At 71.1% G+C, this 21,916-nt stretch carries 20 protein-coding genes and 1 pseudogene; 6 read left to right on the forward strand and 15 right to left on the reverse strand.

The window, feature by feature from the left end:
• Nucleotide 1: 1 nt before the first annotated feature.
• The 7 genes from ABZ624_RS03150 to ABZ624_RS03180 all read right to left on the reverse strand — a co-directional run bounded on the left by ABZ624_RS03150 (nt 2) and on the right by ABZ624_RS03180 (nt 7,151).
• The gene (locus ABZ624_RS03150) at nt 2-1,261 is read right to left on the reverse strand and encodes a nucleotide sugar dehydrogenase (protein WP_360081946.1); all 1,260 of its coding nucleotides are present in this window, start codon (nt 1,259-1,261) and stop codon (nt 2-4) included.
• The gene (locus ABZ624_RS03155; protein ID WP_360081948.1) at nt 1,261-2,031 is read right to left on the reverse strand and encodes a WecB/TagA/CpsF family glycosyltransferase; all 771 of its coding nucleotides are present in this window, start codon (nt 2,029-2,031) and stop codon (nt 1,261-1,263) included. Before ABZ624_RS03155 ends, ABZ624_RS03150 begins: the two co-directional genes overlap by 1 nt.
• On the reverse strand, nt 2,028-3,200 hold the full coding sequence (locus tag ABZ624_RS03160; protein ID WP_360081950.1) for a hypothetical protein: 1,173 nt from the start codon (nt 3,198-3,200) through the stop codon (nt 2,028-2,030). The genes ABZ624_RS03155 and ABZ624_RS03160 overlap by 4 nt, the downstream gene beginning before the upstream one ends.
• A 268-nt stretch (nt 3,201-3,468) precedes the next feature.
• The gene (locus tag ABZ624_RS03165; protein ID WP_360081952.1) at nt 3,469-4,068 is read right to left on the reverse strand and encodes an acyltransferase; all 600 of its coding nucleotides are present in this window, start codon (nt 4,066-4,068) and stop codon (nt 3,469-3,471) included.
• Nucleotides 4,065-4,958 carry a dTDP-4-dehydrorhamnose reductase gene (gene rfbD / locus ABZ624_RS03170; RefSeq protein WP_360081954.1) on the reverse strand — a complete coding sequence of 298 codons (894 nt, stop codon included), beginning with the start codon at nt 4,956-4,958 and terminating at the stop codon, nt 4,065-4,067. Before rfbD ends, ABZ624_RS03165 begins: the two co-directional genes overlap by 4 nt.
• Nucleotides 4,959-5,007: 49 nt before the next feature.
• Nucleotides 5,008-6,087 (reverse strand): dTDP-glucose 4,6-dehydratase, encoded by a 1,080-nt coding sequence (gene rfbB, locus ABZ624_RS03175; RefSeq protein ID WP_360081956.1) that lies wholly within the window; start codon nt 6,085-6,087, stop codon nt 5,008-5,010.
• A complete protein-coding gene (locus ABZ624_RS03180; RefSeq protein WP_360081958.1) occupies nt 6,084-7,151 on the reverse strand; it encodes a glucose-1-phosphate thymidylyltransferase in 1,068 nt (355 codons plus the stop codon). The genes rfbB and ABZ624_RS03180 overlap by 4 nt, the downstream gene beginning before the upstream one ends.
• A gap of 336 nt (nt 7,152-7,487) precedes the next feature.
• On the opposite strand from ABZ624_RS03180, the gene ABZ624_RS03185 reads away from it, so the two are divergent.
• On the forward strand, nt 7,488-8,876 hold the full coding sequence (locus ABZ624_RS03185; protein WP_360081960.1) for an AMP-binding protein: 1,389 nt from the start codon (nt 7,488-7,490) through the stop codon (nt 8,874-8,876).
• 91 nt (nt 8,877-8,967) lie between these two features.
• Nucleotides 8,968-9,078: pseudogene (locus tag ABZ624_RS03190) on the forward strand (sugar ABC transporter substrate-binding protein); the annotation flags it as partial.
• 44 nt (nt 9,079-9,122) lie between these two features.
• Here ABZ624_RS03190 and ABZ624_RS03195 read toward each other — a convergent pair.
• The gene (locus ABZ624_RS03195) at nt 9,123-11,519 is read right to left on the reverse strand and encodes a glycosyl hydrolase family 65 protein (RefSeq protein WP_360081962.1); all 2,397 of its coding nucleotides are present in this window, start codon (nt 11,517-11,519) and stop codon (nt 9,123-9,125) included.
• Nucleotides 11,516-12,259 carry a beta-phosphoglucomutase family hydrolase gene (locus ABZ624_RS03200; protein ID WP_360081964.1) on the reverse strand — a complete coding sequence of 248 codons (744 nt, stop codon included), beginning with the start codon at nt 12,257-12,259 and terminating at the stop codon, nt 11,516-11,518. Before ABZ624_RS03200 ends, ABZ624_RS03195 begins: the two co-directional genes overlap by 4 nt.
• 143 nt (nt 12,260-12,402) lie before the next feature.
• Between ABZ624_RS03200 and ABZ624_RS03205 the strand changes: the two genes are divergently transcribed.
• On the forward strand, nt 12,403-12,738 hold the full coding sequence (locus ABZ624_RS03205) for a hypothetical protein (protein WP_360081966.1): 336 nt from the start codon (nt 12,403-12,405) through the stop codon (nt 12,736-12,738).
• Nucleotides 12,739-12,884: 146 nt separating this feature from the next.
• Nucleotides 12,885-13,724: an MBL fold metallo-hydrolase gene (locus tag ABZ624_RS03210; protein ID WP_360081968.1), complete on the forward strand. Its 840-nt coding sequence runs from the start codon at nt 12,885-12,887 to the stop codon at nt 13,722-13,724.
• Nucleotides 13,725-13,940: 216 nt separating this feature from the next.
• On the opposite strand, the gene ABZ624_RS03215 is transcribed toward ABZ624_RS03210, so the two are convergent.
• On the reverse strand, nt 13,941-14,498 hold the full coding sequence (locus ABZ624_RS03215; RefSeq protein WP_360081970.1) for a pyridoxamine 5'-phosphate oxidase family protein: 558 nt from the start codon (nt 14,496-14,498) through the stop codon (nt 13,941-13,943).
• A gap of 113 nt (nt 14,499-14,611) precedes the next feature.
• A complete protein-coding gene (locus ABZ624_RS03220; protein WP_360081972.1) occupies nt 14,612-15,118 on the reverse strand; it encodes a MarR family transcriptional regulator in 507 nt (168 codons plus the stop codon).
• Between the two features lie 84 nt (nt 15,119-15,202).
• Between ABZ624_RS03220 and ABZ624_RS03225 the strand changes: the two genes are divergently transcribed.
• Nucleotides 15,203-16,048, forward strand: a complete 846-nt coding sequence (locus ABZ624_RS03225; protein WP_360081974.1) for an SDR family NAD(P)-dependent oxidoreductase — start codon at nt 15,203-15,205, stop codon at nt 16,046-16,048.
• 291 nt (nt 16,049-16,339) lie between these two features.
• Here ABZ624_RS03225 and ABZ624_RS03230 read toward each other — a convergent pair whose 3' ends face one another.
• The 3 genes from ABZ624_RS03230 to ABZ624_RS03240 form a co-directional block, all read right to left on the reverse strand.
• Nucleotides 16,340-17,584, reverse strand: coding sequence for a DUF2993 domain-containing protein (locus tag ABZ624_RS03230; RefSeq protein ID WP_360081976.1), 1,245 nt, complete (start codon nt 17,582-17,584; stop codon nt 16,340-16,342).
• A 66-nt stretch (nt 17,585-17,650) separates the two neighbouring features.
• Nucleotides 17,651-19,183, reverse strand: a complete 1,533-nt coding sequence (glpK, locus tag ABZ624_RS03235) for a glycerol kinase GlpK (RefSeq protein ID WP_360081978.1) — start codon at nt 19,181-19,183, stop codon at nt 17,651-17,653.
• A gap of 44 nt (nt 19,184-19,227) precedes the next feature.
• Entirely contained in the window at nt 19,228-19,995 is a 768-nt protein-coding gene (locus ABZ624_RS03240; protein WP_360081980.1) for an IclR family transcriptional regulator, read from the reverse strand.
• A gap of 195 nt (nt 19,996-20,190) precedes the next feature.
• Here ABZ624_RS03240 and ABZ624_RS03245 point away from each other — a divergent pair, with 195 nt between their 5' ends.
• Complete coding sequence (locus ABZ624_RS03245) at nt 20,191-20,616, forward strand: ATP-binding protein (RefSeq protein ID WP_360081982.1); 426 nt, start codon at nt 20,191-20,193, stop codon at nt 20,614-20,616.
• Between the two features lie 115 nt (nt 20,617-20,731).
• Here ABZ624_RS03245 and ABZ624_RS03250 read toward each other — a convergent pair whose 3' ends face one another.
• Complete coding sequence (locus ABZ624_RS03250) at nt 20,732-21,913, reverse strand: PP2C family protein-serine/threonine phosphatase (RefSeq protein ID WP_360081984.1); 1,182 nt, start codon at nt 21,911-21,913, stop codon at nt 20,732-20,734.
• Nucleotides 21,914-21,916: the final 3 nt, after the last annotated feature.

Consider the following 21,916-nt stretch of genomic DNA (forward strand, 5'->3'; position numbering starts at 1 on the left):
CTCAGAGCACCTCGATGGTGGGTCCGGAGGGCAGCCGTCGGCGGCAGTCGAGGACGAAGGGGGCGTGTTCCGCGACGAGTTCGTAGTCGAAGCTGTCGTGGTCGGTGAGCAGGACCACCACATCGGCCGCCGCCAGCTCCTCGGGCACCGGCTCGACCCGCACCAGCCGGGTGTCCACCGGCAGGCTCTCGACGACGTGCGGGTCGGCCGCTCTGACCTGGGCCCCCATGTCGAGCAGCAGATGGGAGATGCGCAGGGCGGGCGACTCACGGGCGTCGCCGGTGTTCTTCTTGTACGCCAGACCGAGCAGCAGGATGCGCGAGCCGTTCACGGAACGACGTCTTTCGTTGAACAGGTCGCTGATGCGGCGCGCCACATACTCGGGCATGTGGTTGTTGATGTCGTTGGCCAGTTCCACGAAGCGGAAGCTCTGGCCGAGTTCGCGCTGCACCCGCCAGGACAGGTACGAGGGGTCGATGGGCAGGCAGTGACCGCCGACGCCCGGTCCGGGGGTGAACTTCATGAACCCGAAGGGCTTGGTGGCGGCGGCGTCGATGGCCTGCCAGACGTCGATGTCCAGGTGGTGGGCGAACATGGCGATCTCGTTGACCAGCGCGATGTTCACATGGCGGAAGGTGTTCTCCAGCAGCTTGGCGAGCTCGGCCTCCTTGGGTGAGCTCACCGGCACGGTGGTGTCGACGAGTTGGGCGTAGAAGTCCTGAACGGCTTTGAGGGACGGTTCATTGACCCCGGACACGACTTTCGGGGTCTGCTGGAAGCCCCAGACGGCGTTTCCGGGGTCGATCCGCTCCGGGCTGTAGCCGAGGTGGAAGTCGGCACCGGCGGTAAGGCCCGAGCCCTCCTCCAGGACCGGGGCGAACAGATCCTGGGTGGTGCCGGGATAAGTCGTCGACTCCAGGACGACGGTGGCCCCGGGGCGCAGGTAGCGGGCGAGGGTGAGCGCCGACTCCTTGATGTACCGCAGGTCGGGAGTGCCCTCGTGCAACGGGGTGGGGACGGTGACGACGGCGACGTCGAAACCGCCGCAGTCGCGGGCCGACTCGCTCGGGCGGTAGGCACCGTTGTCCAGTGCCGCGCGGATCCGCTCCGAGGAGACGTCCTCGACGAAGGACTCACCGGCGGCAAGGCTCTTGATCCGCCGGGAGTCGACGTCGTAGCCGACCACCTCGTGTCCGACCTCGGCGGCGCGGATGGCCAGTGGCAGGCCGACGTATCCCTGTCCGACCACGACGACGCGCATCAGTGACTCCTGTTCGCGGAAGCGGGCGGCGGGGTGAGCCGGATGAACTCGCGCGCCGTCATGAGGACGAAGGCAGCATTGGTGGTGAGATAGCGCCGGCCCAGGCGGCGTGGCTCCTGCAGCGCGCGGTAGAGCCATTCGAGTCCCCACCGCTGCCAGGATGCGGGGGCCCGTCTGGTGACACCGGCCAGGATGTCGAAGGAGCCGCCGACTCCGTGCACGACGCGGGCGCCGGTGCGTGCGCCGTAGGCGGCGGTGAAGATCTCCTTCTTCGGCGAGGTCATGCCGAGGAACAGCATCCGGGCGCCGCTGCGGGCGACGGCGCCGGCTATGGCTTCCTGCTGGGAGTCGTCGAAGTAGCCGTTGCGGCTGCCGGCCACCTTCAGCCGGGGGAAGCGGTCGGCCACCCGGCGCAGCATCCGCTCCAGCACCTCCTGCCTGGCGCCCAGGAAGTACACGGACACGCCCGCCGACTCCGCCTCGGCCAGCAGCCGCAGGAACAGGTCGATACCGGCCACCCGTTCCGGTAACGGCGCACCCAGTAACCGGCCGGCCCAGACCACGGCCTGCCCGTCGGCCAGGACCAGATCGCAGCCGGCCACGGCCTGGGCGAGCCGCTGGTCGCGTCGCATGGTCACCAGCTTCGCGGCGTTGACCACGCCGATCTCCAGCTGTCTGCCGTCCCGCACCGCCTCCAGGCAGCGCTGTACGGTCTCGTCCATGGTCAGCGGGTCCAGCTCGACCCCGAACAGGGACTGACGCGCGCTCATGTCCGGCCTCCCTGCCAGGCGTGGAGCATCCAGCCGAATTCGTACGGCCGGCATTCGCGGTCCACGGACACGGGGCGGTACACCCGGTCCAGGGGCTTCAGCCGGAGGTTCGGAGCGATCCGGGTGCCGAGTCCTCGGACGGCCCGTACGGCCTTCTTCGGATCGCCCCGGTAGACCTTGCGCCACGTGGCGCCGAGCCCGTCGAGGATCAACGGCTCCTTTCCGTCCGGGCGTTCGGCCAGTTCGGGCACGTCCGTCATCCAGCCCAGGCCCCTCCGGAGCGACGCGCCGAAGTCGGTGCCGCCGGCGTCGGCGAGATCGAACAGGGCGGTCGGCGCCATCGCGTGCTGATGGACGCTGTAGACCGGGTAGCCCTCCACGACACCACCGGTGCGGGCGTCGTAGTGCCACCACCACTGCCCGCCGTCGCCCTGCAGGGCGCAGATGCGCGCCGCGCAGGCCTCCGCCGCGGCCAGTGCCTCCGGATCGTCGTCTCCGTCACCGCTGGCGTGTGCGCGGGCCAGGGCCTGGAGCGGGTAGGTCTGGTCGGCGAAGCAGCCCACGTGTGCCCGGTACCAGGGCAGCAGACCGGGTCCGGTGGCATGCGGGAACAGCGGGCTGTCCCCGATCCGGGCCCGCAGCAGACGGTCACGAGCTGTGGTGAAACGTCTCTCCACATCGACCGAGCCGCGGGCCGCCGCGAGGGCGGACAGCACCCACGCCGCCTCGACGGTGTACTGCGGCCGGCCGTCCTCGTCCAGGGCTTCGACCCGCGCGACGGCGTCCGACAGTTTGGGGTGCCCGGTCTCGGCGGCGGCCCAGGCGATCAGCGCCGCGTCGCCGAGGTTGGTCACCGCGGGCAGCGACTCCACCAGCAGGCCGGTGAACTCCTGGGCGGTACGCCCGCCGAGCACCGCGCGCTGGCGGTCCTCGGGGAGGAAATGGACGCCCAGAGCGGTGATGGCCGCGTACCGGGTGCTGGTCCCGCGCCGCTCCAGGGCCCAGGATCCGTCGGGTGCCTTCCGCCCGGCCAGGGTGAAGGCGAAGGCCTCGCCCCCGGGGAGCAGCATCGACGGAAGCCCCGACTCGGCGACGGCGAGCAGTCGTTGGGCGAGGGCGAGCAGCTTCGGCTCCTCACGACCGAGCGCCGCCAGACGTGTGATGGTCATCGTTCGGACACACCAACCCCCCTGTGGGTCCCCTTGTGCACAGACTTGCGAGCGCCGCGGCACGGACGGCCAGACGGCGGAAGACAGGCGTCGGACGTCGGACGTCAGGCGCCGGAGCGGTCGTCACTCCTCGCTGCGGACACAGGTGTCCCCACCCGGTAACCCCCCTGGGCACTGGTCTGTGTGCTCACTGTGCCCGGTCTGCACAGTTCGCACACACGTTATGCCTGCACGTGTTCGAGGGTCGGTGTTTTGGCAGAATCAGGAGTCAAGCACGCTCGACGAGTCCGCCGTCCTTCTCGTCGTACAGCGCGCCCGTCTCGGGGCACTCCCATCCGCCCGGCTCGCCCTCCCGCCCGACCAGCCGGACGCCGGCCCGGCCGACCCAGCCGATCCGGCGCGCCGGCACGCCCGCCACGAGCGCGAAGTCCGGCACGTCCCGCGTCACCACGGCACCTGCCGCGACCAGCGCCCAACGACCGACCCGTACCGGCGCCACACACACCGAACGCGCCCCCAGCGACGCCCCCTCGCCCACCACCACCGCCACGGCCTCCCAGTCACCGCCGCGCTTCAGCCGGCCCCGCGGGTCCACCGACCGGGGGGAGCGGTCGTTGGTGAGCACCGCCGCCGGGCCGACGAACACCCCGTCACCGAGCACCGCGGGTTCGTAGACCAATGCGTAGTTCTGGAGCTTCACATGGGCGCCGATCCGCACGCCCGGACCGACATACGCTCCCCGGCCCACGATGCACCCGCCGCCCAGCCGGGCGTCCTCCCGTATCTGGGCCAGATCCCAGACCGTCGTCCCGTCACCGATCGTGGCCGTCTCGTCGACCTGCGCGGTCGGCTGGATCCTGGAGTTCACCGGGTTGAACCTTTCTTCTCGTCGAGCAGAGCAGGAAACGCCGCCTGCAGCGCCTCCCGCCAGGGACGGATCGGTTCCATTCCGGCCCGGCGCCAGCGGTCGTGTCCCAGGACGCTGTACGCGGGCCGGGGAGCGGGCCGCGGGAAGGCGGTGCTGGTGGTCGGCCGCACGCGTCCGGGGTCCGTGCCGAGCAGCCGGAAGATCTCCTGGGCCAGGCCGTACCAGGTGGTCTCCCCACCGCTGGTGCCGTGGTAGATCCCGGCGGGCGCGGTACCGGCGAGGGCGGCCTGCCCGAGCCGGACCAGCCGGTCCGCGAGGTCCACCGTCCAGGTGGGCTGTCCGCGCTGGTCGTCGACCACATCGACGGTCTCCTTCACCGACTCGAGCCCGATCATCGTGTCGATGAAGTTCCCGCCCTCCGCCCCGTACAGCCAGGCCGTACGCACGGCGTACCCCGTGTCCGGGAGTGTCGCCAGCACCGCCTGTTCCCCCGCCAGCTTGGTACGTCCGTACGCGCTGCGCGGTGCCGTCGGGGCGTCCTCGGCGTACGGACGGGTGCCGTCGCCCGCGAACACGTAGTCCGTCGAGACCTGGATCAGCCTGGCCCCCGTCTTCGCGCACGCCTCGGCGAGGTGCCGGGGCCCGTCGCCGTTGATCCGCAGGGCGTCCGCCTCGCGCGCCTCGGCGTCGTCGACGGCCGTCCAGGCGGCGCAGTTGACCACGATCCGCGGCCGGTGCGCGTCGATGGTGCCGTGCACCGTATCGGCGTCCGTGATGTCGAGACTGCCACGGGCGAGGCCGACGGCTTCCTCGCCGTCCCGGCGGAGCCGCGTCAGAAGATCCCGCCCGAGCATTCCGGCGGCGCCGGTGATCAGCCAAGTGGTGGTCATTGCCCTCCGCTCGTCGTCCGTTTGGCGTCCGAAGGCGGCCGGGGAGGGTTCACCGGAGCGCCGCGCGTTCCTTCAGCGGCTCCCACCAGGCGCGGTTCTCGCGGTACCAAGTGACCGTCTCCGCAAGGCCGGTGGCGAAGTCCTTGCGGGGCTCGTAGCCCAGCTCCGCACGTGCCTTGCCGCAGTCCACCGAGTAGCGCCGGTCGTGTCCCTTGCGGTCGGGGACGTACTCGACACTCGTGTCCCAGTCCGCGCCGCAGGCCGCCAGCAGCAGAGCGGTCAGCTCCTTGTTGGACAGCTCGGTACCGCCGCCGATGTTGTAGACCTCACCGGCGCGCCCCTTCGTGCGCACCAGTTCGATGCCCTGGACGTGGTCGTCGATGTGCAGCCAGTCGCGGACGTTGCCGCCGTCGCCGTACAGCGGGACCTTCTCGCCGTCCAGCAGGTTCGTGACGAACAGCGGGATGACCTTCTCGGGGAAGTGGTGGTGCCCGTAGTTGTTGGAGCAGCGGGTCACCCGCACGTCGAGGCCGTGGGTACGGTGATAGGCCAGGGCGATCAGGTCGGCGGACGCCTTGGAGGCGGCGTACGGGGAGTTGGGGCGCAGCGGGTCCGTCTCCGGCCAGGAGCCGGAGTCGATGGAGCCGTACACCTCGTCGGTCGAGATGTGCACGAAAGTCCTCGGTCTTCCGTGTCTCGTGTCTCCGCTGTGGCGCAGCGCCGCGTCCAGCAGTGTCTGGGTGCCGAGGACGTTGGTCCGGACGAACGCGTCGGCGCCGAGGATCGAGCGGTCCACATGCGACTCGGCGGCGAAGTGGACCACCTGGTCGTGTACGGCGAGCAACTCGTCGACCAGTCCGGTGTCACAGATGTCGCCCCTGACGAAGGAGAATCCCGGGTGATCACGCGCCTCGTCGAGGTTGGCCGGATTACCCGCGTAGGTGAGCTTGTCCAGCACCGTGACCGCCACATCACCCGGGCCGGCCGGACCGAGCAGCGTACGGACGTAGTGCGAGCCGATGAAACCGGCACCGCCGGTCACCAGGATCCGGGCCGGGCGGGCGGGACTTCGGGCCGGGCGGGCGGGACTTCGGGCCGGGCGGGCGGGAGAGGAGGAAGAGGCCGTCATGACGAGATCTGCACCTTGCTGTGGTCGCCGAGGACGAGACGGTGAGCAGCAGGCTTGCGGGTCGCGGGAGTGACCTCGACATTGCGGCCGATGAGGGAGGCCTCCACCCGCCGGACGCCGCTCAGCGAGGAGTCGCGCAGCACGATCGAGTACTCGATCTCGCTGTCCTCGATCCGGCAGTCATCGGATATCGAGGTGAAGGGGCCGATGTACGAGTCGGTGATCACGGTGTTCGCGCCGACGACCGCCGGGCCCACGATCCGGCTGCCGGTCACCTTGGCCCCGGGCTCGACGCGCACCCGCCCGATGATCTCGCTGGCGGCGTCGACCGTGCCGTCGATCCTGCGCTCCAGGGTCTCCAGCACCGAGCGGTTGACCTCGAGCATGTCGGTGACGTTCCCGGTGTCCTTCCAGTACCCGGAGATCGTGGTGGATCGCACATCCCGCCCGGCGTCGATCAGCCACTGGATGGCGTGCGTGATCTCCAACTCGCCGCGCCAGGACGGCTGGATCGCGCGCACGGCCTCATGGATCGCCGGGGAGAACAGATACACGCCCACCAGCGCCAGTTCGCTCTTGGGATGCCTGGGCTTCTCCTCCAGGCCGATCACCCGGCCCGCCGTGTCCAGCTCGGCCACGCCGAACGCGGTCGGGTCCGGCACCTTCGTCAGCAGGATCTGCGCCTCCGGCCGCTCGGTGCGGAAGGTGTCCACCAGTTCCGTGATGCCGCCGACGACGAAGTTGTCGCCGAGGTACATCACGAAGTCGTCCTCGCCCAGGAACTCACGGGCGACCAGCACCGCGTGGGCCAGCCCCAGCGGCGCCGCCTGCCGGATGTAGGTGACGTCGACGCCGAACGCGGAACCGTCGCCGACCGCCTCGCGGATCTCCTCCGCGGTGTCCCCGACGATGATCCCCACCTGGGTGATGCCGGCCTCGGCGATGGCCTCCAGGCCGTAGAACAGCACCGGTTTGTTCGCGACCGGTACAAGTTGTTTCGCCGATGTATACGTTATGGGGCGCAAACGGGTACCTGAGCCACCAGACAACAAAAGTGCCTTCATGCGCATCACCCTACTTACGCCGGACTTGCCGACGGAGGGATTCCGCACACCTCGGCGGACCGCCGCCAGTGCGTGGCTTGAACGCCACCTGAGGGCCACCGGGGTGCGGCAGGAGACACCGCCGGCCTGATACCGGCCACGCTCGCCCTCACCGCATGGCGGCTCCTCGACGACTGAACGCGGGCGTCGGTCCGAGACCGACGCCTCCTGGCCTGTGGCGCTCGTTGGACTTTCTGCCGAGGGAGTTCGGCGTCCATGGTGCAGAAAGCGCATGGTGTACCGGGGCGTTGACAGATTGGATCGCCAAGGTCAGGACAGCGGTGCAGAGGAAAGCGAATGACATCCATGCTCGACGGCTGTACGCCCTGGCCCGAGGAGTTCGTCGACCGTTACTGGGCGGCCGGGCACTGGCGTGGCTACACGCTGGACAACCTGCTGCGCGACTGGGCCCTGCAGTACGGACCGCGGACCGCACTCGTGCACGGCGGTACCCGCATCACGTACGCGAACCTCAACCGGCGCGTGGACCGCATGGCCGCCGGATTCCGGCTGCGCGGCCTGCGGGCCGGGCAACGGGTCGTCGTGCAGCTGCCGAACGTTCCCGAGTTCGTCGTCACCGTGTTCGCGCTGATGCGTGCCGGCGCGGTGCCCGTCTTCTGCCCGGTCACACACCGCGCGTCCGAGGTGTCCCACCTCGTGCGGGTCACCGAGGCCGCCGGCTACGTCGGCCCCTCGACGTACCAGGGCTTCGACCATACGGCGATGGCCGCGGACATCGCGGCCCGAGGGCCCTTCCTGAGGCGGGTGTTCACCCTTGAGACACCGGGCGCCGCGTCCCCGTACGGCGGCCTCAGGACCGACCCGTCGGGCTGCCACTACTTCCCGCTGGGCTCCGTCGACGCCCCGCCCGGGCCGGCGCTCGCGCAGGGCGCCGACCAGGTGGCGTTCTTCCTGCTCTCCGGCGATACCGCCGTGGCGCCCCAGCTCGTCCCGCGCACCCACAACGACTACGCCTACCAGGCGCGGGCCGCCGCCGAACTGGTGTCGCTCACCGAGAACGACGTGTATCTCGCCGCGCTGCCCGCCGAGTCCAACCTCGCCTTCGGCTGCCCCGGCATCGTCGGCACCCTCTCCGTCGGCGGCACCGTCGTCCTGGCCGAGAACCCGGAACCCGCCGCATGCCTTCCGGTCATCGAGCGGGAGCGGGTCACCCTCACGTCGGTGGTGTCCGCCGTCGCCCGGCTCTGGCTCGATGTACCTCCCACGGTCCGGGCCGACGTGAGCAGTCTGCGTCTCGTGCAGATCGGCGGCGCACCCCTGGACCGGGCGACCGCCGAACGGACAGGCCCCGCATGGGGCTGTCGCCTGCAGCAGGTCTTCGGCACGGCTGAGGGGCCGCTCACCCTCACCCGGCCCGCCGATCCCGACGAGACCATGCTCACCCCGCAGGGCCGACCACTCTCGCCCGACGACGAGATCCGGATCGTCGACGCCGAAGGCAAGGACGTGCCCGAGGGGGAGCCCGGCGAACTCCTCGCCCGCGGTCCGTACACCCCGCGAGGTTACTACCGGGCACCCGACCGCAACGCTCGCGCCTTCACCCCCGACGGCTACTTCCGCACCGGCGACCTTGCACAGCGCACCCCGGACGGCAACCTGGTGGTGACCGGCCGCATCGAGGAGGCCCCGCGGCGGACCGACCACGAAGCCCCGTCTGGCCCGTGACGCGCAGGGACCGGTGGCCGGCCCAGGTGCCGGCCCGGGCAGGTCGTTGCCGCCGCAACGCCGTAGAACGCGATTTCACCCCACCCGGCGCGCCCCCACGGCGGCCGTCCAGACCCGGCAGGTCAAGCAGAACCCGAAGCTCAAGCCGTGGATGGCGGCGCTGGCCGCCGCCCACGGCCGTACCAGCGGCGGACTGGGCACAGCTTGCGCACCCCTGACGGCCTCGCCGAAGGTGCGCACCCGCTGCTACGCCGGTGTCTCGGCCCGCGGCTCGTCCCCGGCGGAAAGGCCCACCGGACGGCGGCCCGGCGGCTGTTGTGGCTCGGGGCGGCCCGGTGCGGGGGGCGTCGGGCGGTCGACCGGCGCGTCGGTGGTCACCGTCGTCGGCTCTCCGTGGTGCAGCAGAAGCAGCGGTTCGCCTTCCACCAGCTGGTAGCGCGTACGGGACCGGCCGATGTCCACCTTCAGCCTGCGTCCGCGTACCAGCACGGTGAACGCCACCCTGGCCAGCGCCTCCGGCAAGCGCGGTGTGAAGGCCAGCCGGTCCGGTTTCCCGTCCTCGCCGATGTATCGGCGCATCCCCCCGAAGCCCGCGACCAGGGCGATCCACGTTCCGGCGAGGGAGGCGATGTGCAGCCCGTCACGGGTGTTGTGCTCGAGATCGTCCAGGTCCATCAGCGCGGCCTCGCCGAGGTAGGCGTAGGCCAGCCGCAGGTGTCCGGTCTCGGCGGCGAGCACCGCCTGGCAGCACGCCGAGAGCGAGGAGTCGCGCACGGTCAGGGCGTCGTAGTAGGCGAAGTTGCGTGCCTTCTGTTCTTCGGTGAAGAGGTGCGGGCACTCCATCATCGCCAGCACCAGGTCGGCCTGCTTCACCACCTGCTTGCGGTACAGGTCGAAGTAGGGGTAGTGCAGCAGCAGCGGGTAGTGCTCGGGTGGGGTCGCCTCGAAGTCCCAGCGCTGGAAGGTGGTGAAACCGGCCGACTGTTCATGGACGCCGAGAGACGCGTTGTACGGCAGCGCCATGCGGGCCGCCGCGTCCCGCCACACCGCGGCCTCCTCGTCGTCGACACCGAGTTCCCCGGCCCGGTCCGGATGACGTGCCGCCACGTCCGCCGCGGCCAGCAGGTTCTGCCGGGCCATCAGGTTGGTGTACAGGTTGTCCCGGGCGAAGGCGCTGTACTCGTCGGGGCCGGTGACCCCGTCGATGTGGAAGACGCCTTCCGCGTCATGGTGACCGAGGGAGCGCCACAGCCGCGCGGTGTCCACGAGGAGGTCGAGCCCCTCGGCACGCTCGAAGTCCTCGTCCCCGGTCACCATGACGTACCGGACGACGGCCATCGCGATGTCGGCGTTGACGTGGAAGGCGGCCGTCCCGGCGGGCCAGTAGGCGGAGCACTCGGCGCCGTCGATGGTCCGCCAGGGGAACGTCGCGCCGGCCAGCCCGAGTTGGCGCGCGCGTTCCCGCGCCGCCGGCAGCGTCCGGTGCCGCCAGCGCAGCGCCGACGCGACGGCCTCCGGCGCGGTGAACGTCAGGACGGGCAGCACATAGGACTCGGTGTCCCAGAAGGAGTGCCCGTCGTACCCGGTACCGGTCAGGCCCTTCGCGGGAATCGCCCGGTTCTCGCCGCGCGCCGCCGCCTGGAGCACATGGAACAGGGCGAACCGCACCGCCTGCTGGATCTGCGCGTCGCCCTCCACCACGACGTCCGCGCCGGCCCAGAAGCGGTCCAGGTACGCCCGCTGCGCGGCGGCCAGTCCGTCCCAGCCGGTGCTGACCGCGGCCGCCACCGCCCCGTCCACCTGATCGTGCACGGCCGGCAGCGAGCGCTCCCCGGACCAGCCGTACGCCACGAACTTCACCAGCCGCAGCGGCTGTCCGGGCACCAGGTCCGCGGTCACCGTCAGCCGGCTGACGTCGGGCTCGCTGTGCACCGTCCACTGCGTGCTCTCGGGCCCCTCGACGAGGTGGTCGGCCGCCGTTCCCACGCGCAGCGCGCTGCGGCCGGTGCGGTGGACGAGCCGCAGCCGGGTCTCCTGCGCGAAGTGCTCCTCGGGCACGAGCGGGGACCCGGTCACCGCGGCGACACGGGGGTCGCCCTCGAAGCGGGGCAGCTGTTCGTTGGCGACGAGCTCGGACTGTACGACCACCGCGGTCGGCCCGTCGACCGGCTCCACCTCGTACACCACCGCGGCCACCGCGCGCTGGGTGAAGGACACGAGTCGCCGTGAGGTGATCCGGACCGTACGGCCGCCGGGCGAGGTCCATCGCGCGGTCCGGCTGAGCACACCGGAGCGGAAGTCCAGAACCCGCTCGTGCGCCAGCAGCCGGCCGTAGCGCAGATCGCACGGGTGGTCGTCGACGAGCAGCCGGATGACCTTGCCGTCGGTGACGTTGATCATCGTCTGGCCGGACTCGGGATACCCGTAGCCCGCTTCCGCGTACGGCAGCGGGTGCCGCTCGTAGACGCCGTTGAGGTAGGCGCCGGGCAGTCCGTGCGGCTCTCCCTCGTCGAGGTTCCCGCGCCACCCGACGTGCCCGTTGGACAGCGCGAACACCGATTCACTCTGGGCGAGCACATCGAGGTTCAGCTCGGTCTCGCGCAGGCACCACGGCTCGACCGTGTAACTGGGATGAGTGATCACCGTGACTCCAGAAGCTCGGCCAGGTCCCGGACCACCACATCGGCCCCGTGCGCCCGCAGTTGCTCCGCCTGGCCCACCCGGTCGACCCCCACGACCACGCCGAATCGTCCCGCCCGGCCCGCCTCGACGCCGGCCAGGGCGTCTTCGAACACGGCCGCCTCGTCCGGGTCCATGCCCAGCCCGCGCGCCGCCTCCAGATAGGTGTCCGGAGCGGGCTTGCCGCGCAGCCGACGCTCGTGTGCCACCACTCCGTCGATCCGCTCGTCGAACAGGTCCTCGATCCCGGCTGCCACCAGGACGTCCCGGCAGTTCGCGCTGGACGACACCACCGCGCAGCGCAGGCCGGCTTCCCGCACCGCGCGAACGAAACGGACCGAGCCCTCATAGGGCTCCACCCCGTCCTCGCGGATCCGCCGCAGCACCAGGTTGTTCTTCCGGTTGCCCAGTCCGTTCACGGTCTCGGCCTCCGGAGGGTCGTCCGGCGACCCTTCGGGCAGGTGTACCCCGCGTGCCGCGAGGAACGTGCGCACCCCGTCCTCACGGGGGCGCCCGTCCACGTACTCGTCGTAGTCGTCGACCGCGTCGAAGGGCACGAACGCGGTCCCCTCGCGGGCGGCGCGTTCGCGGAGATAGCCGTCGAACATCTCCTTCCAGGCGGCCGCGTGCACGTGCGCGGTCTGGGTGAGCACCCCGTCGAGGTCGAACAGGCAGGCACGGACGTGAGCAGGAAGCCCCAGCATGTCGCCGAGGCTAGAAGGAGGGTGCGGCCGGTGGCGGCAGGACACCGCCCGGCAGGCCGGAAGGCACCCACTCGGTGGAGGAAGCCTCTGAGGTTCCTCAAGTGATTTGGCGGACCGGGAACGTGACAGGCACAGTGATCCACATGAAAGCATTCACGGGGCTGACCAAGAAACACGACGCCGTACTGCTCGTCCGGGACTCCGACCTGGTCTCGGCGGCCCTCCGCCAGGCGCTGGCCGAGGCGTCCCCCGAAGAGCGCCCGGGCCTGGAACGCGCCGCCGCACTCGTCGAGTCCACCGCCGCAGCCACCGAAACGCAGCTGCGCGCCCGCTGGGTCCGTTCCCGGCTGGCCGCCGTCGGCTTCACCGGGGACATCGCCTCGGTCGCGGCGGTCAAGGCGCTGCGCCAGGCAGAGCCGGCGCTGAGCCTCCTGGCGTCCGTGCAGCTGCAGAGGGACGCAGTGGCCCACCCGGAGTGATCCGGCACGCCCGGGCAAGCCGTGTCCGGACGGTGACGTCCCGTGGCAGCCCTGCGCAGGAGGCGTATGCGGAGCCACCGCGGGTACTCCGGGTGGGTCCGTTCCCGTCGACAGACGGGTCTCGTCCCGTCGGGCAAGGACCCGCCATGGCCGCCTTGGACGACGCCCTGGACCTGCACTTCATCGGCACCGCGACCGTCCTCGTGCGGTACGGCGAGCTGGTCCTGCTCACCGATCCCAACTTCCTGCACCGAGGCGAACGCGCCCACCTCGGATACGGGCTGACGAGCCCGCGGCTGACCGAGCCCGCCGTGGACGTGACCGACCTGCCGCCGCTGGACGCCGTGGTCCTCTCCCACCTTCACGGGGACCACTGGGACCGCGAGGCCAGGCGGCACCTGGATCACTCGGTGCCGATCGTGACCACCCGGCACGCCGCCCGCCAGCTGCGCACCTGGCAGGGATTCCACCGGGCCGGCGGCCTGCGCACCTGGGAAAGCTGCACCCTGCGACAGGGCCGTTCCCAGGTCCGGATCACGGCGTTGCCGGGCCGGCACTCCCTGCAGCCCGGGGTGCGCCGGCTGCTGCCGCCTGTGATGGGCAGCATGCTGGAGTTCGGCTCCCCCGGCGGACCGGTCTCCCTGCGGCTGTACGTCTCCGGCGACACCCTCCTCTACGACGGGCTCGACCGGATCGCACGCCGCTTCCCCGACGCCGACCTGGCCGTGCTCCACCTGGGCGGTACCCGGTTGCCCGGCGGCTTCGTCGTCACCATGGACGGCGCGCAGGGCGCCGAGCTCGCCCGCCGGCTCGGCTACCCGCGCGTCCTGCCCGTTCACTACGACGACTATCCCGTCTTCCGCTCGCCGCTCGAAGACTTCCGCACCGCGGTCGACCGGCTCGGGCTGGGAGAGCGGCTGGTCCACTGCGCCCGCGGACAGCATGCGCGTATCACCCCCCACAGCGACCGGCCGGCGGTCCGCTGACCACCCCGCCTTCCCGCCTCGCAGGGCCCCCGAGGCGGTTCGCCAGTCCTGCACCGCCCCGTACACCGACGCCGGAGACGTCATCGGCACGTGACGGGAGGACGCGGGCGCCAGATGGCGACAAGGGCGGCCGCGAGGAGGAGTTCGCGATGTCACCGCCGTAGTACATGATCTCCGCCGACACCGCCGGACAGCGTGCCGAAGACCGGCCGCCGCTCAGAACGTCCAGCGCGTATGGGTGTAGACCCCCTCGCGCCGGCCGAAGCCGTACGCCGTCGCGGGGGCCACCGCGAACACCACCACGTCACCCCTTCGGAACGCGTCCCCGATGCCGTGGAAGGTGCCCTCGGGCGAGGTGATGTGCGGCCCGTACTTCGTCTCATATGCCGCGATGACCTCGTCCAGCACGGCTGGATCGGTAACCGGCTCGGCCTTGCCCTCGACCACGAGGTCGAGCCCTTCACCGAGCGAGTTCCCGCCGGTGGTCAGCGCGCAGTGGCTGTCATGAGCGAGGTTCTTCGCCTTCTGTTCCCCCTTGCCGGTGGAGAAGTACAGCACCCCGTCGTGCCAGGCGGCGATCACGGGAGTGACGTGCAGCCTGCCGTCCGCGCGCACCGTGGACACCCAGAAGATCTCGGCGGTCGTCATCTGCCGCTCGGCCTCGGCCCATTCCGTGGCGGTGACGTCCGCGGCACCAGGGCGGGCATGCAGCGCGGAACTGTAGCGGGCATCCAGCTCGGACGTGGGCTGCTCGGCGGGTCCCTGTGGTGGCATGCGGATCTCCTCCCTCCCTCCCATGTAAACCGACCGCCCTGACGGAGGACGTCGCCACGCCGACGGGTCGCACAAGGCGGGAAAGATGATCGTGCGGCCTCGACCGGGCCGGGTCACCGTTCGGGCGGGGCCGAACGGGGTGTGGTCGTGGGTTCCCGCGCCAGCCGTTCCTTTTCCGCCTTGAGTTTCCGCCACACGACTCCGAGGGAGTCGATGTCGTGCTCGTCGAGGAGGTCGGTGAAGACCGGAGCCAGAGCCTCGCGGCGGGTGGCGTCGGCTTCCGCGAAGACGCGGTGGCCCTCGTCGGTGAGGGAGACCTCGACCGACCGTGCGTCGCGCGCGGACGGGGTCCGTGCCACCAGGCCTCGGGCCTGGAGGGCGTCCACGACCCGTGAGACCTGGCTGCGGCTGAGCATGGTGCTGTTGCCGAGGACGGAGGCGGGTACGGGCTCGGGGCTGGACGCCAGCCACAGCATGACCTCGAACCAGGACACGGGGAGGCCGTGCGCCTTGCTGAGGGCCCGGTCGACGCGCTCCGTCAGCACGGTCCCGGCCCAGACCAGCCCGTAGAAGGCGTAGTCGGCGGCGGGCATCTCGGCTTGGGGCAGCTTCTTCGGCATGGGCCTAGTATAGGGGGGTTGCGTGTGCACACACATAAAGCTATGTTGTGTGTGCACGCACATAAGCAAGGGAAAGGCCGCTCCATGTCCGTCACCTCCCGCACCGTCCTCATCACCGGCACCTCCTCGGGTATCGGCCTCGCCGCCGCGATCGCCGCCGCCCGGGCCGGCTGGCGTACCGTGGCCACCCTCCGCGACACCACCCGCGCCGAGGCGCTGCGCAAGGCCGCCGCCGAAGCGGGTGTCGCACTCGACATCCGTCAGCTCGATGTGACCGACGAGGTGTCCGTCGCCGCCGCCGTCGACGGCGTGATCGCCGACTACGGCCGCCTGGACGCCGTCATCAACAACGCGGGCGCCGGCCACCTGGGCACACTGGAGAACGACTCCGTCGCAGACGTTCGCAGGGTGATGGAGGTCAACTTCTTCGGCGTACTGCACGTCTCCAAGGCCGCGCTGCCGCACCTGCGCGCCACGGGCGGGCGCCTGATCACCGTCACCAGCGTGGGCGGCGTCATCGGCCAGCCGTTCAACGAGGCGTACTGCGCCGCCAAGTTCGCGGTCGAGGGCTACATGGAGAGCCTGGCCCCGGTCGCGCGGACGCTGGGCGTGAGCGTGTCCGTGGTGGAACCGGGCGCCGTCGCCACCGAGTTCGTGAACAACATCGCTTTCGACCTGGAGGCCGACATCGACGCCGGCCCCTACTCGGACGCCCTGCGCCGCTACATCGACCGTACCGCCGAGCAGTTCCTGGACGGCAGCGCACAGACCCCGGCCGCGGCGGCGGAAGCGGTCATGGAGGCGCTCAACGCCGACCGGCCCGCCTTCCGGATCCAGACCTCCGACTGGGCCCGTACCTTCGTCGGCACCAAGCTGGCCGACGTCGACGGCTCCGCGATCCAGGACCTCACTGCCGCCTGGGTCGCCTGACAGGCCCGCCCGGGTGGCCGGACCGGGGTTGCCAGGACACCAGGGCGAGCGCAGGCAGAGCGACGCCGCGGCGCCGGCAGCCCGAACGCCTGCCCGGCCGTCGTGACCCGTCCGCCGCGAAGTACAACCGCGAGGCCTGCCCGATGGCCTGCGGGCGACGTCGATGATCATGGCGCGGGTGCCAGGTGGGTTCGGGAGGGAGCGGCCACGCGCCGGGGGCCCGCGCCGGTTTCGATCGGGGGCATGGCAGCCCACCGGGATACCCCTACCGGTACCGCTCGCAGAGCGCGGTCAGTGACCCAGGAGCAGTCCTGCTCCCGACACCTCGACGCGGATGCCGTCCTTGCCCACCGTCACGCTCTGCAGGCGCAGGGAGCCCCCGGGCGGTTTCGGGAGCTGGAAGGCGAAGGAGAAGCGGTCGGCGATCTGGGGGCGGGTGAGCTTGGTCAGTGCGGTGAGCAGGGACGGGTCCAGGCCCAGCCTCTTGAGGAGTGCGGGGTGGGCGAGTGCGGCGTCCACGAGGTTGATGCGGGTCATCTGGTGCAAAAAGCGTGGGGCACCGGTGAGTTGATGGAGTTTGTCCTCGTCGTGGAGCGCGGCGCGCACCGCGCTGTCGGGGACGCCCAGGCGGTGCACGATCTCGGGGAGTGCCAGGAAGGCCTTGATCTTCTCTGCCTCCCGGGTGAGTTGTCTTGCCGACGCGGGGGTCAGGTGGAGGCCCTCGGTGGGCCTGGTGCCGGGCCGGTAGGTCGCGAGGTCGTCGATGTCGAGCCGTATGCCGTCCACGGAGGTGGCGATGCCGCGGTCCCCGTCGAGCCGGATGCGCGCGTCGGCCCGTACGCTCAGGTCACGGCCCGCCATGTGCAGGGAGCCGCGGGCCCGGACGCCTCCCGGTCCGTGCGCCGTGAAAGCCACCTGGGACGCGCCGAGTTCGCGGTTCATGTCGGCGAACGACAGCAGGACCTGACCGTGCACCTGCCGGACGAGTGCGCCGCGCACCGCGGTGGGTCCGTCGCCGTCGATGCGTATGTCGTGAGCGGTGGCGGTGACCTGGGTGAGGGTGACCCGGTGGGCCGGGATGTCGGGGACGGTCACCCTGACCGAGTCCAGGCGCTGGGCGGCCAGTTGGGTGAGGAAGGGAAAGCCGCCGATCTGTACTTCGGGGGCGGCTGCGAGATGCAGTTTGTCCTTCAGCTGTTCCGAGGCCTTGTGCTCGGCGTACAGCAACGCCCAGCGGTCGGCGAGGGTGACGAGGCAGGCGAGCGTGAGCACCCAGGCGAGGCCCCGGACCAGGGTGGGCAGACCGGTGGCGCGGTTGCGACGGCGGCTGCCACGCCGGTGGTTGGGGGGTGTCCAGGGCTCCTCGGCGTCGTCCTCCTGCCGGGCCGGCGTGCTGTCCTCGGTGAGGAAATCGTCCAGCGGATGGTCTGCCAGCGAGGCAAGTTCGTCGTACGGATTCCGGGGGGATGGAACCCCTTCGGTGGGAGGCCCGTCCGACTGAGCAGCATGATGCGTCTTTATGTGGGGGGTACGCATCGGTAGATTTGATCACATAGTGGCACCCAGTGCGCAAGTCCTACCTGAAGTAAGGCGCGAAATGCGTCACTTCGGCGGGCCCGGCTCGGCTGAGCGGGGCGGTCGGGCCCATCCCAGGGAGCGTTCGACCGCCCGCTGCCAGTTGTCGTACTCCGCCTCCCGCAGCCCGGGGTCCATGGCGGGCAGCCACTGCGCCGCCCGGTGCCAGTTGCGGCGCAGCACTTCCAGGTCCGGCCAGTAACCGGAAGCCAGGCCGGCCGCGTAGGCGGCGCCGAGGGAGACCGTCTCGGCGACCAGGGGCCGTACCACGGGCACGTCGAGGACGTCCGCCACGAACTGCATGAGCAGGTTGTCCGCGGTCATGCCCCCGTCCACCTTCAGCTGCTGCAGGGGGACCGAGGAGTCCGCGTTCATGGCGTCGACGACCTCGCGGGTCTGCCACCCGGTGGCCTCCAGGACGGCGCGCGCGAGGTGTCCCTTGGTGATGTAGGAGGTGAGGCCGACGATGACCCCGCGTGCGTCGCTGCGCCAGCGGGGTGCGAACAGGCCCGAGAAGGCGGGGACGATGTAGCAGCCGCCGTTGTCCTCGACCGTCCGCGCGAGTGTCTCGATCTCCGGGGCGCTGCTGATCAGGCCCAGGCGGTCACGGAACCACTGGACGAGTGCGCCGGTGACGGCTATGGACCCTTCCAGGGCGTACGCCGGCCGCTGGTTCCCGATCTTGTAGGCGACGGTGGTGAGGAGCCCGTGCCGGGACCGCACGACGTCGCCCCCGGTGTTCAGCAGCAGAAAGCTCCCCGTCCCGTATGTGCATTTCGCTTCCCCCGGGGAGAAACAGGTCTGGCCGAAGAGCGCGGCCTGCTGGTCGCCGAGGGCGGCGGTGAGGGCGACACCCGGGAGCAGCGAGCGGGCGTCGCCGTACGTCTCGGCGGACGACCTGATCTCGGGCAGCATCGAGCGGGGGACCCCGAAGAAGGCCAGCAGCTCTTCGTCCCAGGCGAGTGTGTGGATGTTCATCAGCATGGTGCGGCTGGCGTTGGTGGCGTCGGTGATGTGCAGGCCGCCGTCGGTGCCTCCGGTGAGGTTCCAGATCAGCCAGCTCTCCATCGTTCCGCACAGCACCTCCCCGTCGACGGCGCGCTGCTGCAGACGCTTGACATGGTCGAACAGCCAGCGGAGCCGCAGCGCCGAGAAGTAGGTCGACGGCGGCAGACAGCACCGTTGCAGGAAGAACTCCTCGCCGGGGTCCTTCCTGAGGTCCTCGACGAGCGGCGCGGTGCGGGTGTCCTGCCAGACGATCGCCCGGCCCAGCGGGGCGCCGGTCCGCCGGTCCCAGAGCACGGTCGTCTCGCGCTGGTTGGCCAGGCCGACGGCGGCGACCTGCCCCGTGTCGACACCGGCGTCGGAGAGGGCCTCGGGTACGACGCGGCACAGGTTCTGCCAGATCTCCACGGCGTCGTGCTCGACCCAGCCGGGCCGGGGGAAGTGCTGCTGGTGCTCCTTCTGAGCGACCGAGACCAGCCGCCCACGGTGGTCGAAGAGAATGCAGCGGGTCGAGTTGGTGCCCTGATCGATGGACATTACATACCGTTCAGCCATGATCGGGTCTGCCTTCCGACGGATCGAGGGGCGGCTGTCCTGGCCTACCAGCGGGCGGCTCCCAGGTCTCGGGAGATCGCGCGCGCCGCTTCACGGATCAGGGTGATCAGGCTCGGGCGGGGACGGCCCTGGCTGTCGCAGATCCGCTCGACCGGCCCGGACAGGCCGATGGCCCCGACGACGAGGCCGCCGTGGCCGCGGATCGGCGCGGCGAGCCCGGCCTCGCCCATGCTCATCTCCTGGATCTCGGCGGCCCAGCCGAGTTCCCGCACCTCGGCGAGCGCCCGGGTGAGCCGCTCGCGATCGACCAGCGTGTGGCGGGTGTACGCATCCAGGCCCGGCCCGTCGCCGGGCTCGGTCGTCGCGGTCCCGAACGCCAGCAGTACCTTGCCGAGCGAGGAGGCGTGCAGGGGCAGCAGCGAGCCCACGTCCAGGGTCTGGAAGGTGTCGTCCGGCCGGAACACATGGTGGACGATGAGCACGCTGCCCTCCAGGGGGGTGCCCAGGCGTACCGCCTCCCCGCTGCGGGCGGCGAGGGCGTCGGCCCAGTTCAGGGAGCGCGAGCGGAGTTCGTTGACGTCCAGGTAGCTGGTCCCGAGGTGCAGCAGGGCGGCTCCGAGCTGGTATTTGCCGGTCGCCGCGTCCTGTTCCACGAAGTCCACGTGCTGGAGCGTGCGCAGGATGCCGTGTGCGGTGCCCTTCGCCAGCCCGAGCGAGGCCGCCACCTCGCCGAGCCCGAGTCGGCGGGGCCCACCGGCGAGCAGGCGCAGGATCGCCGCCGCCCGTTCGATCGACTGGACTGGGCCGGCCATGAGGCGAGCCTATTACCGCCGCGGATGCTTCGCTCCGCGGGCGGACGGCGCTTCGGGGTCGCAGGGAAGGAGGGGCGTTCGGTAATGCCGACCGCCGTTCATTGACGAGCCCGATTTGTCTTCATACCTTGCTACGAGGCCGGTATGCGTGGGGACACAGCATCGGACCGGCGGCACACACCATGGGGAGAGACCATGACGGCACAGCTCAACACGCTGCTACGGGCGGCTTGCGAACACGTGTGCCCGGTGCCCCCCGTCGCCGGCGCCGTCTCGGCCGTACGCCGGCGTGCTGCGGCGGTCCTCGCCGACTGGAGGGTGTTTCCGGAGCTCGTCGAGGACTCCTTGCTCGTGGTGTCGGAGCTGGTCACCAACGCGCTCCTGCACGCCCGGCCCCCGGCCGTACTCCGGTTGTCCTGGGTGCCCGGCGACGGCGGCTGCACTCTTCGCGTCGAGGTCACCGACGCGGGGGCCGCGCTCCCGGCGGGCGGGTCCCGTGCCGGGACCGACCCGGACGAGCACGGCCGGGGCGAGACGATCATCCACGCTCTTGCGACCAGCCATGGCATACGCGTCCATCCTGGCGGGGTCACCCGCTGGGCCGACCTCGTCGCGGTCTAGGTCGTGTCGTCGACTTCCCGCCTGCCCGGCGGGCGACGACGGGAATGTGACGACGACGGGAATGTGACGACAGGGCCTAGCTGTATCGACGACGACAGGGCCTAGCTGTATTGACCTAGAGCGCGGCCTGCACCCGGGACGGCAGGGGGGCCGCTCCGTAGTCCGCGGTCTCCTTGCGGATCAGGAGCAGGGCGGCGTCGTCGTGCAGCCGGCCGCCCACATGCGCCAGCAGCTCGTCGTGCAGCGCGGTGAGCGTGCGGGCCGGCTCGTCGGAGACATGGCGGGTCACCCCCTCGACGAGCGGATAGAACTCACGCGCGTGGTCGCGGGCCTCGGTGACCCCGTCGGTGTACAGCAGCAGCTGCTCTCCCACCGCGAAGGGCAGCCGCTGCAGACCAGGGGCCTGGCCCGAGAGGGCACGCAGGCCGAGAGGCGGCGCGGGGTGGGTGGCCTCCACCGCCCTGACGTCTCCGGACGCGGATATCAGCAGCGGAGGCGCGTGTCCGCAGTTGACGACCTCCAGATGTCCGGACCGGGGGCATCCGGCGACCACGGCGGTGACGAAGTCGTCGGGGCCCAGGTTGCGGGCCAGGCTCCGCTCGATCCTGCCGACGACGGCGAGCAGATCGCGCTCGTCATGGGCGGCCTCGCGGAACACCCCGAGCACGAGTGCGGCGGTCCCCACGGCGGGCAGCCCCTTGCCGCGCACGTCGCCGACGATCAGCCTGACGCCGTGCGGAGTGGGCACCAGGGCGTAGAGATCCCCGCCGATCCTGGCCTCCGCCGCCGCGGCGCTGTAGCGGACGGCCACCCGGAACGGCCCGACGGTCTCCGGGACGGGCTGGAGTACGGCGTGCTGGGCGGCTTCGGCGACCGAGCGGACGGCCGCGAGTACCCGCTCACGCCGGCCGTGCAACGCGCTGGCCAGGCCGCTCGCCGCCGTGACGGCCAGCAGGGCGGACAGTACGGCCATCAGCTCACCGGCGGGAACGCTGTTCCCCGTGCCCAGCGCCGTGCCCAGCGCCGTGGCGAGGAGACCGGCACAGAGCACCCCGCGTGGCCCGTTGGTGGCGGCGGCCAGCGCGGGTCCGGCCGCCAGCAGCGGCAGCCAGACCATGCCCGCCCCTCCGACGATGTCCACGAGCACGACGACGGCGAGGACCAGAACCGGCAGGACGGGCATTTTGCGGGCCAGCTGACCGGCGGCACGCCGGCGGACCGATCCCCAGACGCCGGCTGCGCGCCTCCTGAACAGCCTCGGCTGGTGGTCGCCGCCATGGTGTCGGGCCTGAGTCATGTT

The sequence above is a fragment of the Streptomyces sp. NPDC007205 genome (assembly GCF_040634095.1).
Classification (GTDB): Bacteria; Actinomycetota; Actinomycetes; order Streptomycetales; family Streptomycetaceae; genus Streptomyces.

Excerpts from the sequence above, each read along its gene's own strand:
- ABZ624_RS03150 (WP_360081946.1), bottom strand. The coding sequence starts at position 1,261 with ATGCGCGTCGTCGTGGTCGGACAGGGATACGTCGGCCTGCCACTGGCC.
- ABZ624_RS03155 (WP_360081948.1), bottom strand. The coding sequence starts at position 2,031 with ATGAGCGCGCGTCAGTCCCTGTTCGGGGTCGAGCTGGACCCGCTGACC.
- ABZ624_RS03160 (WP_360081950.1), bottom strand. The coding sequence starts at position 3,200 with ATGACCATCACACGTCTGGCGGCGCTCGGTCGTGAGGAGCCGAAGCTG.
- rfbD (WP_360081954.1), bottom strand. The coding sequence starts at position 4,958 with ATGACCACCACTTGGCTGATCACCGGCGCCGCCGGAATGCTCGGGCGG.
- rfbB (WP_360081956.1), bottom strand. The coding sequence starts at position 6,087 with ATGACGGCCTCTTCCTCCTCTCCCGCCCGCCCGGCCCGAAGTCCCGCC.
- ABZ624_RS03180 (WP_360081958.1), bottom strand. The coding sequence starts at position 7,151 with ATGAAGGCACTTTTGTTGTCTGGTGGCTCAGGTACCCGTTTGCGCCCC.
- ABZ624_RS03185 (WP_360081960.1), top strand. The coding sequence starts at position 7,488 with ATGACATCCATGCTCGACGGCTGTACGCCCTGGCCCGAGGAGTTCGTC.
- ABZ624_RS03200 (WP_360081964.1), bottom strand. The coding sequence starts at position 12,259 with ATGCTGGGGCTTCCTGCTCACGTCCGTGCCTGCCTGTTCGACCTCGAC.
- ABZ624_RS03205 (WP_360081966.1), top strand. The coding sequence starts at position 12,403 with ATGAAAGCATTCACGGGGCTGACCAAGAAACACGACGCCGTACTGCTC.
- ABZ624_RS03210 (WP_360081968.1), top strand. The coding sequence starts at position 12,885 with ATGGCCGCCTTGGACGACGCCCTGGACCTGCACTTCATCGGCACCGCG.
- ABZ624_RS03215 (WP_360081970.1), bottom strand. The coding sequence starts at position 14,498 with ATGCCACCACAGGGACCCGCCGAGCAGCCCACGTCCGAGCTGGATGCC.
- ABZ624_RS03220 (WP_360081972.1), bottom strand. The coding sequence starts at position 15,118 with ATGCCGAAGAAGCTGCCCCAAGCCGAGATGCCCGCCGCCGACTACGCC.
- ABZ624_RS03225 (WP_360081974.1), top strand. The coding sequence starts at position 15,203 with ATGTCCGTCACCTCCCGCACCGTCCTCATCACCGGCACCTCCTCGGGT.
- ABZ624_RS03230 (WP_360081976.1), bottom strand. The coding sequence starts at position 17,584 with ATGCGTACCCCCCACATAAAGACGCATCATGCTGCTCAGTCGGACGGG.
- glpK (WP_360081978.1), bottom strand. The coding sequence starts at position 19,183 with ATGGCTGAACGGTATGTAATGTCCATCGATCAGGGCACCAACTCGACC.
- ABZ624_RS03240 (WP_360081980.1), bottom strand. The coding sequence starts at position 19,995 with ATGGCCGGCCCAGTCCAGTCGATCGAACGGGCGGCGGCGATCCTGCGC.
- ABZ624_RS03245 (WP_360081982.1), top strand. The coding sequence starts at position 20,191 with ATGACGGCACAGCTCAACACGCTGCTACGGGCGGCTTGCGAACACGTG.
- ABZ624_RS03250 (WP_360081984.1), bottom strand. The coding sequence starts at position 21,913 with ATGACTCAGGCCCGACACCATGGCGGCGACCACCAGCCGAGGCTGTTC.